The organism is Pantoea sp. BL1 (assembly GCF_000963985.1).
Classification (GTDB): domain Bacteria; phylum Pseudomonadota; class Gammaproteobacteria; order Enterobacterales; family Enterobacteriaceae; genus Pantoea; species Pantoea rwandensis_B.
Genome location: NZ_JZRH01000008.1, coordinates 20,699 through 35,360, shown reverse-complemented (window position 1 = coordinate 35,360; position 14,662 = coordinate 20,699). Strand labels below are relative to the sequence as shown.

Genomic DNA, 14,662 nt, shown 5'->3' with positions numbered 1-14,662 from the left:
CTATCTGCATTACGCTTTTGGCAGCAGATGGCCCATTTTTTCTGCCTTGGTATCAAGGTAGTGAGCATTTTTGGGGTTGCGCCCAACCACTAACGGCACACGTTCTACAATATTAATTCCCGCTTCGCTCAAGATCTCGACTTTGCGTGGATTGTTCGTCAGCAGGCGGACTTCATTGACGCCCAACAGTTTGAACATATCTGCACACAGGGTGAAATCGCGCTCATCGGCGGCAAAGCCCAACTGATGATTCGCTTCAACGGTGTCGTAACCTTTGTCTTGCAAAGCGTAGGCGCGGATCTTGTTCAACAGACCGATATTACGGCCTTCCTGGCGGTGATATAACAGCACGCCACGGCCTTCTTCAGCGATAGCGGTGAGTGCCGCTTCCAGTTGAAAACCACAATCGCAGCGCAGGCTGAACAGCGCATCACCGGTTAGACACTCAGAGTGAACGCGCGCCAGCACTGGATTGTGGTCGCTAACATCACCGTAAACCAGCGCGACATGATCCTGGCCAGTTGCCAGTTCTTCAAAACCAACCATCAGGAAATCTCCCCATGGCGTGGGCAGTTTGGCTTCTGCTACCCGTTTAAGCTGCATGTGACTCTCCAGAACCTTCAGAGGATGCGCTATCATCATGATAACGCACGGGCCCGACTGGCCCGACAAAACTGACAATATTGTGCCACAACCTGTACCCGGGCCGTTAATCAGTCAGAGTTATTGTAGTGATAAAGCACAATTATCTAAGCCGCAACGGGTATGTTATTCTTTTTTCAGCTAAAGTTATGCCACCCACGCGATTACCCACGGATCTAAAAGGAAACGGATGTTAAAAATTGCGCAGCGCACTACCCTGGGAATGCTTTTGTTATTAGTCATGCCCGTTGCGGTCTGGCTCTCTGGCTGGCAATGGCAGCCAGGTGAGAGTAGCGCGTTTTTGCGGGTGCTTTTCTGGATGACAGAAACCGTCACCAGCCCCTGGGGTATATTGACCAGTATTATCCTCAGCACCTGGGTTTTATGGTGCTTACGCTTCCGGCTTAAACCCGCCATATTACTGATTATCTTCATGAATGGCGCTATTCTTGTCGGTCAGTACACCAAATCTTTCATTAAAGAGCAGGTACAGGAACCGCGTCCTTATGTCGTTTGGCTGGAGAAGAGCCACGGTATTGATGAAGCGGCGTTTTATCAGCAGAACCGTCAGGGGCGCAGTCAGTTAGTGTCGGCATTATTGGCTAACGATACTCAACTGCCGCAATGGCTGAAAAACCACTGGGCGTATGAAACGGGCTTTGCCTTTCCTTCCGGACATACCATGTTTGCCGCCAGTTGGGCATTGTTGGTGATTGGCTTACTCTGGCCACGGCGGCACATAGTGACCGTGGTGGTGCTGTTTGCCTGGGCCACGATGGTCATGGGCAGCCGTTTGCTGCTGGGCATGCATTGGCCGCGCGATTTGGTGGTGGCCACTCTGATTTCCTGGCTGCTGGTTACGGTAGCCACATGGCTGGCGCAGCGTTTTTGTGGTCCGCTTACGGTGCCGCGCGAAGAGCAGCAGGAGATCGCACAGCGTGATGACGCATTGTAATTTTCGCGCGCGACCCCATATGATTGATTGCGCTTACGGAAAATGCGCTAAGTGATGTGCTGATAAGCAGCATCGACGGCACTTTTTTGGCATACTTCTACTGGATAACCTCACGACAGGACGCATTGTGAAATATTTGCTGATTTTTCTCGTGGTTTTGGTCATTTTTATCATCTCCGTCACGCTTGGAGCGCATAACGACCAAATCGTCACTTTTAACTATCTGCTGGCGCAGGGTGAATTCCGTATCTCCACATTGCTGGCGAGCCTGTTTGGTGCCGGATTCCTGCTCGGATGGGCAATTTGCGGTCTTTTCTGGTTGCGGATACGTGTTTCTCTCGCTCACGCGCAGCGCAAGCTGAAACGCATTCAGGCGCAGAATGAACAATCAACGGCTGTGACAAATTCTTCCACTGCTGGTCGTCGGGATTAAGTTTCGATGCTTGAATTGCTGTTTTTGCTTCTTCCTGTTGCTGCGGCATATGGCTGGTACATGGGCCGCCGAAGTGCACATCAGGATAAGCAACAGGAAGCGAATCGCCTGTCACGTGAATACGTTGCCGGTGTAAACTTTCTGCTTTCCAATCAACAGGACAAAGCTGTCGATCTCTTTCTGGATATGCTGAAGGAGGACAGCGGCACAGTCGAAGCTCACCTGACGCTTGGCAATCTGTTCCGTTCACGCGGCGAAGTTGACCGCGCCATTCGTATCCACCAATCTTTGATGGAAAGCGCTTCCCTGAGCTATGAACAACGCCTGCTGGCGATTCAGCAGTTGGGACGCGATTACATGGCCGCAGGATTGTACGACCGCGCTGAAGACATGTTTAGCCAGCTGATTGATGAAACCGACTTCCGCATCGGTGCATTACAGCAACTTCTACTGATACATCAGGCAACCAGTGACTGGCAGAAAGCTATCGAAGTGGCGGAAAGATTGGTCAAGCTGGGCAAAGACAAGCAGAAGGGTGAAATTGCCCATTTTTACTGTGAGCTTGCGCTACAGGCATTGAGCAGTGACGATCTGGATCGCGCCATGACGTTGCTGAAGAAAGGCGAATCGGCCGATCACCAGAGTGCACGCGTTTCCATCATGATGGGACGCATCTTTATGGAGCAGGGGGAATACGCCAAAGCAACGGCTCGCCTGCAGCGCGTACTGGATCAAGATAAAGAGCTGGTGAGCGAAACCTTATCGATGCTCGAAACCTGCTATCAGCGACTGAATCAGCCTGAAGATTGGGCTCAGTTTTTACAGCGCTGCGTCGAAGAGAATACCGGCGCGGCCGCTGAACTTTACCTTTCTGATATCCTTGAACAGCAGCAGGGCCCGGAAGCGGCGCAGCTGTATATCAACCGCCAGTTGCAGCGCCATCCGACCATGCGCGTGTTCCATCGCTTGATGGATTTCCACCTGCACGAAGCAGAAGACGGTCGTGCCAAAGAGAGCCTGATGGTGCTGCGTGATATGGTAGGCGAACAGATTCGCACTAAACCGCGCTATCGCTGCCAGAAGTGTGGATTTACCGCACATGCGCTTTATTGGCATTGCCCATCCTGTCGCGCATGGTCTTCGGTGAAACCGATTCGCGGACTCGACGGCCAGTAACGGCCGTTTTTTTATTTATTCTGCTAGATAGTTACAACATACTATTGGGCTGATTCATCAACCGAAACTGCAGCATTGTGCAGCGTTCAGTCTATCATCGGTATTAACCGCGCTGTGAGATTGTCGGGAAGGGCACGCACGGGTAGAATGCTTGCCGTTTGTCCATTGCGCCTGCGGGTGCCTGCCTTTGAGGAAACGTTATGCCTGTAACCACTTCACCGATTCTGGTGGCACTCGACTATCATAATCTCGACAGCGCACTGCAGTTTGTGGACCGCATTGACCCGAGCCAGTGCCGCCTGAAAGTCGGCAAAGAGATGTTTACGCTATTTGGCCCGTCGCTGGTGAAAACACTGCAGTCGCGTGGTTTTGACGTTTTTCTCGATCTGAAGTTTCATGATATTCCCAATACTACCGCGCACGCGGTAGCCGCTGCTGCCGATCTCGGTGTGTGGATGGTCAACGTTCACGCCAGTGGCGGGGCGCGGATGATGAATGCGGCTCGTGAAGCGCTGCTGCCTTTTGGTAGCGATGCGCCGTTTCTGATTGCGGTAACTGTACTGACCAGCATGGATGAAGACGATCTCAGGGGTCTCGGCATTACGCTTTCTCCCGCAGAGCAGGCAGAACGTCTCGCTCGCCTGACGCGTGAGTGTGGCCTGGATGGCGTGGTCTGTTCCGCTCAGGAAGCTGCGCACTTTAAACAGGTGTTGGGTCAGGATTTCGCGCTGGTGACACCAGGTATTCGTCCGGCAGGCAGTGATGCGGGCGATCAACGCCGTATCATGACGCCGCAGCAGGCAAAACTGGCTGGCGTGGATTACATGGTGATTGGGCGTCCGATCACCCAATCAAATGATCCGGCTGCAACGCTGCACACTATCCTGCAAAGTTTACAGGAGGCCTAATGGCTCAGGACAACCGACTGGTTTACTCCACTGAAACTGGCCGTATCGCACAGGAAGAAGAAAAAGCGCCGCGCCCGCAAGGGGACGGCATAGTGCGTATTCAACGCCAGACCAGCGGCCGCAAAGGCAAAGGTGTTTGCCTGATTACGGGTATTGATCTGGATGATGATGCGCTTACTAAACTGGCGGCAGAACTGAAGAAGAAGTGTGGCTGCGGTGGGTCACTCAAAGATGGCGTCATCGAGATTCAAGGCGATAAACGCGATCTCTTGAAAGCGCTACTTGAAGCTAAAGGCATGAAAGTTAAATTAGCCGGCGGTTAATAAAAACGGGCCGCACACTGTGCGGCCCGTGATGCTGTAGATGCGCTGCGTAGCCTGAATCTTTATCGTTATTTAGAAACCTGATGGCCGATAATACCGCCAACGGCTGCACCACCCACGGTACCGAGTGCACTTCCGTTAGTCAGAACAGAACCACCGATTGCACCCGCACCCGCGCCAATGGCGGTATTGCGGTCGCGTTTTGACCAGTTCGAACAACCACTCAAGGCAACAACCAGGGTGGCAGCTAATACCGCAACGGTCATACGTTTCATTGTTGTCGTCATCTCTTTCTCCTTGATTGTATGTACAGAGGCAACCTTGTAAGTATAGATGTTGCGCAACGAAGTACGTCATCCCTGCGTGTGATTCATTGCTCACTTTGATGCCTGTATACAGCGCTTTAATGGGCGAGTTAACCGGTAGAAACCGTACCGCTCCTGACTTTAGCCACCTAAAGCAAAGCTAAATGCCATGAAGATAGAAAATTCTGAATTCACGCCACACTTCTCCGGTCTCAGCGACTTTCCGCTGCTTTTACAGCGATTCGCTCCATAACGTTTTCTCTGCTCGTTCAGCACAATTCAGCTATCACAGTACGCAGGAGAAAAAATTATGCTGGAATTGCTCAAGCAGCAGGTGCTGGAAGCCAACCTTGACTTACCGCGCTATAACCTGGTCACTTTTACCTGGGGTAACGTCAGCGCCATTGACCGCGACCATGGCCTGCTGGTGATCAAACCTTCGGGCGTGAAATACGAGAATATGCAGCGCGACGATATGGTGGTTGTGGAGTTAGCGAGCGGCAAGGTGGTGGAAGGGGCGCTTCGCCCATCATCCGATACGGCCACCCATCGCGCGCTGTATCTCGCCTGGCCGGAGATTGGTGGCATCGTACATACCCATTCACGCCACGCCACAATTTGGGCGCAGGCCGGGCGCGACATTATGGCGCTGGGGACAACACACGCGGATGATTTCTACGGCACCATTCCCTGTACGCGTGCGATGAAGCGTGAAGAGATACAGCAAGAGTATGAATGGAACACCGGGCAGGTGATTATTGAAAGCTTTGCTCAACGCCGCATTAAGCCAGCCGACATCCCTGCTGCGCTGGTCAACTCGCACGGTCCTTTTGCCTGGGGTAAAGATGCAGCTGCAGCTGTGCACAGTGCGGTGGTGCTGGAAGAAGTGGCTTACATGGCACTTCACACGGAACAACTGCGCAGCGAACTGCCTCCGATTTCGCAGAATTTACTTGATCTGCATTATCTGCGTAAGCATGGCAAAAATGCCTGGTACGGGCAGAATTGAACATTGAAACTTTATTGAGGCGCCTGAGGGCGCCTTAATTTTTTGCCATTTAGCGCTGGTATGGCGATGCACATCATAAAAAAGAAATGCCCAACCTATAAAAATAAAACACCGTTTCATTAATATCGATTCGATCACTTTTTTCCTGACTGTCAGTGGTTATCTTGCCTGCCATGCCATCCGGCGAACGATAACGCACCTCCTTCTGGCTCAGTAAAGGTGACACAACTATGCATATCAAACGTGCAATCGATAAGATTCCAGGCGGTATGATGTTAATCCCGCTGTTTTTGGGCGCGCTTTGCCACACATTTTCACCCGGCGCAGGAAAATACTTTGGCTCTTTTACTAACGGCCTGATGACGGGCACTGTGCCGATTCTGGCGGTATGGTTCTTCTGTATGGGGGCATCGATCAAACTCAGCGCAACCGGAACCGTGCTGCGTAAATCCGGCACCCTGGTATTAACTAAAATCGCCGTTGCCTGGGTCGTGGCTGCCGTGGCATCCCGCATGATGCCGGAAAATGGCGTAGAAGTCGGTATGTTCGCCGGTTTATCCACGCTGGCATTGGTTGCTGCCATGGACATGACCAATGGCGGCCTTTATGCCTCCATCATGCAGCAATACGGTTCAAAAGAAGAAGCCGGCGCGTTTGTGCTGATGTCGCTGGAATCGGGTCCGCTGATGACCATGGTGATCCTGGGGACTGCAGGCATTGCTTCGTTTGAGCCCCACGTGTTTGTTGGCGCGGTGTTGCCCTTTATTGTCGGTTTCGCGCTTGGCAATCTTGACCCGGAATTACGCGAGTTCTTCGGCAAAGCCGTTCATACCTTGATTCCGTTCTTTGCCTTCGCTTTGGGTAACACCATCGATTTGGCCGTGATCGCACAAACCGGGTTGTTGGGCGTATTGCTCGGTGTAGCAGTCATCATCATCACCGGTATTCCACTGATTATTGCCGATCGCTTGATAGGTGGTGGTGATGGCACGGCGGGGATCGCAGCCTCCAGCACCGCAGGCGCGGCAGTGGCCACGCCGGTACTGATTGCAGAGATGCTGCCTCAGTTTAAACCGGTCGCTCCTGCAGCGACTGCACTGGTGGCGACATGCGTTATTGTGACTTCTGTATTAGTGCCGATTATCACCGCCGTCTATTCGAAACGCGTTAAGCGTTCTCATGTGGCGGTGGGACAGCGCGCTGCCATCAAGTAAGCCTGCTTATCTTTCCCCGGCCCTATGGTCGGGGATATCTCTGGATTTTACTTTATAAATCAATCTCTCATTTGGTCTGGCCTCACTCTGGATTACGCTGATGTTGCGTTTAACGCATCACATAACTAGAGGATGAGACAATGACAGTAATTAACCAACCAACTTGCAGATTGTTTACCGAAGTCGGACAAACTACCCAGCTGGCGGCCTATTATGAGGAGGGCCGACACACCATGTGGATGATGCTGCGTGCGCAGCCACGGCCCAGTTTCAACCACGAATTAATCGAGGAAATCATGAATTTGAGCTATGCCGCTCAGCGTTCGGGTTTGCCGATTGATTTTTGGGTGACGGGTTCGCTGGTGCCGCAGATGTTCAACGCCGGTGGCGATTTGCGTTTCTTTGTGGAGTGCATTCGTAACAACCGTCGTGAAGCGCTGCGGGCCTATGCGCGTGCCTGCGTGGATTGCATCCATTCGGCAGCGCGGGGGTTTGATACCGGAGCGGTGACGCTGGCGATGATTGAAGGTAGTGCATTGGGTGGTGGCTTTGAAGCCGCGCTGGCCCATCACTTCATTCTGGCGCAGAACTCTGCACGGATGGGGTTCCCGGAGATCGCGTTTAACCTGTTCCCTGGCATGGGCGGCTATTCACTGGTGGCACGTCGTTCTGGCATGAAGCTGGCCGAAGAGCTGATCTGTGAAGGGGAGTCGCATAGCGCGGAGTGGTATGAGACGCGCGGTCTGGTGGATAAAGTCTTCCAGCCAGGCGATGCCTACCGCACCACGCGTACCTTTATCGATACCTTGCGTCCGAAGTTGAATGGTGTGAGAGCCATGCTGAAAGCGCGCCAGCGCGTGCTGCAACTCTCACGAGCCGAGCTGATGGATATCACGGAAGATTGGGTGGATTACGCCTTCACACTGGAGCCTAAAGACATTGCTTACATGGAACGACTGGTGCAACTACAGAACCGTCATAGCGCATCCCTGCGCAAAGCCGGATAATCGAGAGCAGCGTTAAACGCGGGCAGGATGCTTAGCCAGCCAATGCCCGAGCTGTTCTGCGGGCATTGGTTTTGCATAATAATAGCCCTGACGCCCATCGACACCGTTGGTCATCACAAACTTCTCTTCGGCTTTGGTTTCAATCCCTTCCGCAATCACTTGCAGATCGAGGGTTTTGGCCACGGCGACAATGGCACGGACCAAAGATTGCGCCACTGGTTGTTTGTTGATGTTACGTACGAAACTTTGATCCAGTTTGATTGCATCAATGGGCACGCGAGCCAACTGGGAAAGCGAGGAATAACCGGTACCAAAGTCATCAAGATGAACCTGAGCGCCCAGTTCCTGGAACTGCTTCATCAGCGTGAGTGCACCGGCTTCGTTCTCAATCAGGCAGCTTTCGGTGAGCTCGATATCAATGGGACAATCCGTGAGGCCGGCTTCGCTCAGCGCCTGCTTTAAATCGGTATAGATACTTTGGTCAATCAATTGTTTAGCCGAAACATTAACGGCAACGCGCAGGTAAATTCCCTCGCTGCGCCACTGAATAATTTGTTGCAGAACGTTCAGCATCACCCAGCGGCCAAGCGGCACGATGAGGCCCGATTCTTCAGCATACGAGATAAAGTCGCCAGGCGGCACCAGACCGCGCTCTACGGAATTCCAGCGCACCAATGCTTCTGCGCTGCGCACTTCGCCGTCACGATCTAATTTGGGCTGGTAGTACACCACCAGATGCTCCAGTTCCAGTGCTTTACGCAGGTTAGTATCAAGCCAGAGATATTCGAAAACACGCTGATTCATCTCGTTAGCGAACACGCAGAATTTACCGCGCCCATTCTCTTTGGCGTGATACATCGCGGTATCGGCGTTGCGGATCAGACTTTCCCGATCCTCGCCGTGCAGCGGGGCCAGGGCGATACCAATCGAGCAGCCGCTGTAGACTTCTATCAAACCGACGCGGAAGGGTTGACGCAGGCGCTCAAGAATACGTGATGCCATGGCTTCCAGCGCAGCCTGGCTGGTATGTTCTGCCAGTACCACGAACTCATCACCACCAAGACGGGCTAGCGTCTGATCTTTGCCCAGACAGCTGAGAATGGCGAGGGAGACCGCTTGCAGCAGTTGGTCGCCAAACATATGGCCGTAGGCGTCGTTCACCTTCTTAAAATTGTCCAGATCGAGATAAACCACGCCAGTTTGACTGCCATTGGCTAATTCCAGTGCCAGACTAATCTGTTGATGGATGGCATTGCGGTTGGGTAAACCGGTCACCGTATCGGTATTGGCGAGAACACGTAAGCGTTCCTGAGCGCGTCGCTCTTCTGTGATGTCGGTTCCAGAACAGATGAGGAAAATTTCATTTTTCCCGCTACCGCTGTGCACAAACTTATTACGAAACAGAAACAGTCGCTGGCCTTTTTTGGTTTTGATCCAGCGTTCCACTTCATAAGAATTGCCATCGCGGAAGAAACCCGAAATGTTGCGGCGTGAAGCCTGCGCTTCCTGCTTGGTCATAAACAGTTGAAACACGTTGCGGCCGATCACTTCCTGCTCTTTCAGACCGGTGTACTCTTCGCTTAAGCGATTGAATCGCTGAATATTCCCACGTTGATCGAGGATCACAATCACCGAGTTTGCCTCGGAGACCACTTGTTCAGCAAAAGACAATCCGAGTGTTAAATCACGCGCCACGGAGGAGGTATCACCCCAGGCGGAAGAGGTACCAGCCCATGTTGATTGGTTCACCTTGCGGCCGACAAAGTGCATAGGCACCGGCGCACCGCGCAGGGAGAGGGTCAGGTTGATACTGGAAGTGATCACCGTCATCGCACGCAGCAAACTGGCCTGCGCGGGGGTTAATGGAACCGCCAAATTAGTATTAGCATTCTCATCTTCGGCAAAATGCAAAGCATCGCTATCTGAAGTTAAACGCCAATGAGGGCTGGTTGTGCCAAACAGGGTGTATAGCAACGTTTGCCCTTGTTCATCGGTCATGGAAACTTCCTCCGGGGAAATGCTGAGCAGGCGGTATCTCATTATTTTAGCAACAGTATTCAACCTCCTGCGTTAGCACAAGATGCAAACCAAATATATTTTTGTTTTCACTAAAGAATGGCACGAAAAAGCCCCGAAAATCGGGGCTTAAAAATGTCAGCAAGGACACTTGCCGAGCTTGCCTGCCTGGCTGGGAAAACGGGCCTCAAGGCAGTAGCGATGAAAGGCGCGCTCATCCATCGGCGTTTGCCCGGGATGATGCTCGCGCATATGCTTCAGATAAGTTTGATAATCGTGAACGCCAACCATTAAGCGAAAACTTTGCTTCAATCCCTGCCATATTCGTTGCCAGTGATTAAGAGTTTGCCCGGTGGCCTGGGGTGCGATCGGTAAGCAATGCTGAATGTGCCAGGCACCAATCGGTTTTTTCCAGCGATGAATGGACTCAGACATTCCGCACCTCCTTACGCAGGGAGACTTCGGACTCATGGGTGGTAGGGACCTGGCTGCCCAGGGCACGGCGGATAACAAAGAACGCTGCAATCAACATGGTGACGGCCACCAGCATAAAGAAGCCACACAGGGCCGCGTTAATTTGATTGCTAAACACGATAGTTTGCATGTCCGCCACGGTTTTCGCCGGGGCGATAATCACACCCTCATCAATCCCTTTACGGAACTTGTTGGCTTGCGCAAGGAAGCCAATGGAGGGCTTCTCGTGGAAAATCTTCTGCCACCCTGCAGTCATGGAGGTCACAAACAGCCAGGCGGTCGGTAAAATCGTCACCCACGCGTAACGCTGCTTCTTCATTTTGAACAGCACTACGGTGCCGAGAATCAGTGCCATCGAGGCCAGCATCTGGTTGCCAATGCCAAACAGCGGCCAAAGGGTATTGATGCCGCCCAGCGGATCGACCACACCCTGGTAGACAAAGAAGCCCCATCCGGCAACGGCCACCGTGGTGCCCGCCATATTGCCCAGCCATGAACGGTTGTTGGCCATGGAAGGCACCACGGTGCCGACCAAATCCTGCACCATAAAGCGACAGGCGCGGGTACCGGCATCGACCGCCGTCAGGATAAACAGCGCTTCAAACAGGATGGCGAAGTGATACCAGAACGCCATCATTACCCGGCTGTTAAATACCTCGGTGATGATGTGCGCCATCCCCACGGCAAAGGTCGGTGCACCTCCGGCTCGGGAAAGTACGGTACTTTCACCCACATCGCGCGCGATGCCGCTCAACATCTCCGGCGTGACGACAAAGCCCCAGCCGTTAATCACCTGCGAAGCGCTCTCAACGGTGGTGCCGATCAGTGCTGCGGGTGAATTCATCGCAAAATAGACGCCCGGATCGAGCACTGAGGCGCAAATCAGCGCCATGATCGCCACAAAAGATTCCATCAGCATCGCGCCATAGCCGATAAAGCGGATGTGACTTTCGCGCTCAACCAGTTTTGGCGTAGTGCCGCTGGAGACCAGCGCGTGGAAGCCCGAGATGGCGCCACAGGCGATAGTGATAAACAGGAACGGGAACAGTGCACCGGAGAACACCGGCCCGCTACCGTCGATAAATTTGGTCACCGCCGGCATTTTCAGTTCCGGCATGGCGAACAGAATCCCAACCGCCAGCCCGATAATGACACCGATTTTCAGGAAGGTTGACAGGTAGTCACGCGGAGCCAGCAGCAGCCACACAGGCAGTGACGAGGCGACAAAGCCATAGATCACCAGCACCCAGGTCAGTTCAGTGCCTTTCAGCGTGAACAGCGGTCCCCAATAGGGATCGGCTGCCACATCACCACCGTAAATAATCGCCGCCATCATCAGCACAAAGCCGATAATCGACACTTCAGCGATCTTGCCGGGGCGAAGATAGCGCATATAGACGCCCATAAACAGCGCGATCGGAATGGTTGCGGCGATGGTAAACAGCCCCCACGGACTGTTGGCTAGTGCTTTCACCACCACCAGTGCCAGCGCCGACAGGATGATGATCATCACGCCGAGTGCACCGAGCATGGTGACCACGCCCGCAAACGACCCCAGCTCCTGACGTGCCATTTCGCCGAGCGAGCGACCATCACGACGGGTAGAGATGAACAGGATCAGGAAATCCTGCACCGCACCGGCCATCATCACGCCGACCAGAATCCAGATGGTGCCGGGCAGGAAGCCCATCTGCGCCGCAAGGATCGGCCCAACTAATGGACCCGCACCGGCAATCGCCGCAAAGTGGTGGCCGAAGAGTACCCATTTATTGGTCGGCACATAATCGAGACCATCATTGAGCCGCTCAGCAGGCGTGCGGCGACGGTCATCCAGTTCGAAAATACGTTTAGCGATAAACAGGCTGTAGAAGCGATAAGCAATGCTGTAGCAGGCAACGGACGCAATAACCAGCCAGACGGCGTTGACGTGTTCGCCACGGCTGAGGGCCAGCATGGCAAACGCACCCGCACCAATTAACGCCACCGCTAACCAGATCAATCCGGTTTTGACGTTGTTCATGAGTTAACTCCTTGTAGAGACCGGGAAAATAGGCGATCGGATACAACAAGTTAAAAGTAATGTAATGAATTGTTAACGACAGGGAATCGAATCAGAAGTGTGAAGCGGAAGGCAAATTTAACATCAGATAAAACGTAGAGGGCAAAATGCGGGATAACGGCTGTTATCCCGCTGATATTCATGCTCAGGCAGCAGGGCGCGCCACAACGCTACGGGTTTCCATACGCACTTCGGCAATGGTCACGTCGATAATGTCGGTCACACGATAAGCGACTTCGCCTTTAATCTGCACGGTGCCGCTCTCTTGTGAGCACACCAGCTCATCACGCACCGCGTGGATGAATGGGGCAGGGATAAAGGCAACGGCGCCGTTCTCCAGCAGACGTACGCGCATACCACCACGAGACACATCGATGATCTCGGCGCTGAATTTGCGATCGGTCCCGGCAGATGGCGCGAGGAAGCGCGCATACAGCCAGTCACCCACGTCACGTTCGGCCATGCGGTTCAGGCGACGGCGCTCACTCATAATGGTGGTGAACTCGTCTTTTGGACGCGCAATGCTGTCGCCGCGCACAATGGCTTTCAACAGACGATGGTTGATCATATCGCCGAATTTACGAATCGGCGATGTCCAGGTCGCATAGGCTTCGAGACCCAGACCAAAGTGCGGACCCGGTTCGGTGCCGACTTCAGCGAAGCTCTGGAAGCGACGAATACGGCTGTCGAGGTACTGAGTTGGCTGGGCATCCAGCTCACGACGCAGCTGGCGGAAACCTTCCAGCGTGGTGATCGCCTGTGGATCAACGGTGATACCGTGACCGGCAAGCACGCCAGCGGCTTGCTCCGCATTGGCCAGATCGAAACCGGTATGCAAGTTATAGATACCAAAGCCCAGCTTCTCCTGCAGCACTTTGGCCGCGCAGACGTTAGCCAGAATCATGGATTCTTCAACGATGCGGTTGGCGATGCGACGTGGCTCAGAAATGATATCCAGCACTTCGCCTTTTTCACCCAGCACAAAACGGTAATCAGGACGATCTTTAAACACCAGCGCATGAGTTTGACGCCACTCGCTGCGCGCCAGGCACACACGATGCAACAAGCGAATCTGCCCGGCAATCGCCTCATTCTCAGGCTGCCAGCTCCCGGCGTTTTCCAGCCAGTCTGACACTTCGTCGTAAACCAGCTTGGCTTTGGATTCGATCCAGGCCGCGAAGAACTGCACTTCACCCGCTACACTGCCATCTGGCGTGAGCGAAACGCGGCAGGCCAACGCCGGACGACGTACGTTTGGACGCAGTGAACAGATGTCATCAGACAGTTCGCGCGGCAGCATCGGGATGTTGAAGCCAGGTAGATAGTTAGTGAAGGCGCGTTTAGAAGCCAGTTTATCCAGCTCGCTGCCTTCTGCCACGTAAGCGGTCGGATCGGCAATAGCGATGGTCAGCTGCAGATTGCCGTCAGCCTGCTCTTCAACATACAGCGCATCATCCATATCTTCGGTGCTGGCGCTGTCGATGGTGACGAAGTTGAGCGCGGTAAGGTCTTCGCGCTGCAAGTGCTCATCCAGCATTTCGCCGAAGCCCACTTTCGGGGCTTCGCGCTCCAGATTATGGCGCGACAGGGTGACCCACCACGGCGCAAGATGATCGTCGGCTGTGACAATGAATTCGGTCAGTTCAGCATAGAATCCGCGATCGCCTTTCAGTGGATGGCGGCGCATTTCAGCCACGGCCCAGTCGCCATTCTGAAAATCATGGGTCACGTCACGGGCAGCGCGGCACTGAATCGCCTCTTTCAGCAGCGGATGGTCAGGCACAATCGACAAACGATCGTCCTTCTTCTGCACGCGGCCAACAAAGCGGGTCAGGAACGGCTCAATCAGGGTTTCCGGCTCGGCGCTCTCGCGATCTTTATCAGTGTGGATCACCGCAGAAATACGGTCACCATGCATCACTTTTTTCATCTGCGGAGGGGGAATGAAGTAGCTTTTTTGAGCATCGACTTCAAGGAAGCCAAAGCCTTTTTCCGTGCCTTTCACAACACCTTCGGCGCGCGGGGTTTGCGCGTGAAGCTTCTCTTTCAGCTGCGCGAGCAGCGGGTTATCCTGGAACATAATATATTTAGTTTCGTGGCCTAAGAGCGGTGGACAGTTTTACGCGAATCAGGGGCGCGCG

14 protein-coding genes are annotated in these 14,662 nt (G+C 53.6%); 8 read left to right on the top strand and 6 right to left on the bottom strand.

The window, feature by feature from the left end:
* Nucleotides 1-9 precede the first annotated feature (9 nt).
* Nucleotides 10-603 carry a GTP cyclohydrolase II gene (gene ribA, locus VH86_RS05090; protein ID WP_034821474.1) on the bottom strand — a complete coding sequence of 198 codons (594 nt, stop codon included), beginning with the start codon at nucleotides 601-603 and terminating at the stop codon, nucleotides 10-12.
* A gap of 229 nt (nucleotides 604-832) precedes the next feature.
* Between ribA and pgpB the strand changes: the two genes are divergently transcribed.
* The 5 genes from pgpB to yciH all read left to right on the top strand — a co-directional run bounded on the left by pgpB (nucleotide 833) and on the right by yciH (nucleotide 4,437).
* A complete protein-coding gene (gene pgpB, locus VH86_RS05085) occupies nucleotides 833-1,597 on the top strand; it encodes a phosphatidylglycerophosphatase B (protein WP_045832145.1) in 765 nt (254 codons plus the stop codon).
* A 127-nt stretch (nucleotides 1,598-1,724) separates the two neighbouring features.
* Nucleotides 1,725-2,030 carry a LapA family protein gene (locus tag VH86_RS05080; RefSeq protein ID WP_045832144.1) on the top strand — a complete coding sequence of 102 codons (306 nt, stop codon included), beginning with the start codon at nucleotides 1,725-1,727 and terminating at the stop codon, nucleotides 2,028-2,030.
* Nucleotides 2,031-2,036: 6 nt separating this feature from the next.
* Entirely contained in the window at nucleotides 2,037-3,206 is a 1,170-nt protein-coding gene (gene lapB, locus VH86_RS05075) for a lipopolysaccharide assembly protein LapB (protein ID WP_038646700.1), read from the top strand.
* 200 nt (nucleotides 3,207-3,406) lie between these two features.
* On the top strand, nucleotides 3,407-4,114 hold the full coding sequence (gene pyrF / locus VH86_RS05070) for an orotidine-5'-phosphate decarboxylase (protein WP_045832143.1): 708 nt from the start codon (nucleotides 3,407-3,409) through the stop codon (nucleotides 4,112-4,114).
* Complete coding sequence (gene yciH, locus VH86_RS05065; RefSeq protein WP_045832142.1) at nucleotides 4,114-4,437, top strand: stress response translation initiation inhibitor YciH; 324 nt, start codon at nucleotides 4,114-4,116, stop codon at nucleotides 4,435-4,437. The genes pyrF and yciH overlap by 1 nt, the downstream gene beginning before the upstream one ends.
* Nucleotides 4,438-4,505: 68 nt before the next feature.
* Here yciH and osmB read toward each other — a convergent pair whose 3' ends face one another.
* Nucleotides 4,506-4,724 carry an osmotically-inducible lipoprotein OsmB gene (osmB, locus tag VH86_RS05060; RefSeq protein WP_034821457.1) on the bottom strand — a complete coding sequence of 73 codons (219 nt, stop codon included), beginning with the start codon at nucleotides 4,722-4,724 and terminating at the stop codon, nucleotides 4,506-4,508.
* Nucleotides 4,725-5,052: 328 nt separating this feature from the next.
* Here osmB and araD point away from each other — a divergent pair, with 328 nt between their 5' ends.
* The 3 genes from araD to VH86_RS05045 all read left to right on the top strand — a co-directional run bounded on the left by araD (nucleotide 5,053) and on the right by VH86_RS05045 (nucleotide 7,972).
* Nucleotides 5,053-5,751 (top strand): L-ribulose-5-phosphate 4-epimerase, encoded by a 699-nt coding sequence (gene araD, locus VH86_RS05055; RefSeq protein WP_038646707.1) that lies wholly within the window; start codon nucleotides 5,053-5,055, stop codon nucleotides 5,749-5,751.
* A 230-nt stretch (nucleotides 5,752-5,981) separates the two neighbouring features.
* Nucleotides 5,982-6,965, top strand: a complete 984-nt coding sequence (kdgT, locus tag VH86_RS05050) for a 2-keto-3-deoxygluconate transporter (protein WP_045832141.1) — start codon at nucleotides 5,982-5,984, stop codon at nucleotides 6,963-6,965.
* 140 nt (nucleotides 6,966-7,105) lie between these two features.
* Nucleotides 7,106-7,972 (top strand): crotonase/enoyl-CoA hydratase family protein, encoded by an 867-nt coding sequence (locus VH86_RS05045; RefSeq protein WP_034821448.1) that lies wholly within the window; start codon nucleotides 7,106-7,108, stop codon nucleotides 7,970-7,972.
* A gap of 12 nt (nucleotides 7,973-7,984) precedes the next feature.
* On the opposite strand, the gene pdeR is transcribed toward VH86_RS05045, so the two are convergent.
* The 4 genes from pdeR to VH86_RS05025 all read right to left on the bottom strand — a co-directional run bounded on the left by pdeR (nucleotide 7,985) and on the right by VH86_RS05025 (nucleotide 14,601).
* Nucleotides 7,985-9,970: a cyclic di-GMP phosphodiesterase gene (gene pdeR / locus VH86_RS05040; protein ID WP_045832140.1), complete on the bottom strand. Its 1,986-nt coding sequence runs from the start codon at nucleotides 9,968-9,970 to the stop codon at nucleotides 7,985-7,987.
* Nucleotides 9,971-10,126: 156 nt separating this feature from the next.
* On the bottom strand, nucleotides 10,127-10,423 hold the full coding sequence (locus VH86_RS05035; RefSeq protein WP_045832139.1) for a YbdD/YjiX family protein: 297 nt from the start codon (nucleotides 10,421-10,423) through the stop codon (nucleotides 10,127-10,129).
* Nucleotides 10,416-12,482, bottom strand: a complete 2,067-nt coding sequence (locus VH86_RS05030; protein WP_045832138.1) for a carbon starvation CstA family protein — start codon at nucleotides 12,480-12,482, stop codon at nucleotides 10,416-10,418. The genes VH86_RS05035 and VH86_RS05030 overlap by 8 nt, the downstream gene beginning before the upstream one ends.
* A gap of 184 nt (nucleotides 12,483-12,666) precedes the next feature.
* A complete protein-coding gene (locus VH86_RS05025) occupies nucleotides 12,667-14,601 on the bottom strand; it encodes an exoribonuclease II (protein ID WP_045832137.1) in 1,935 nt (644 codons plus the stop codon).
* Nucleotides 14,602-14,662 lie beyond the last annotated feature (61 nt).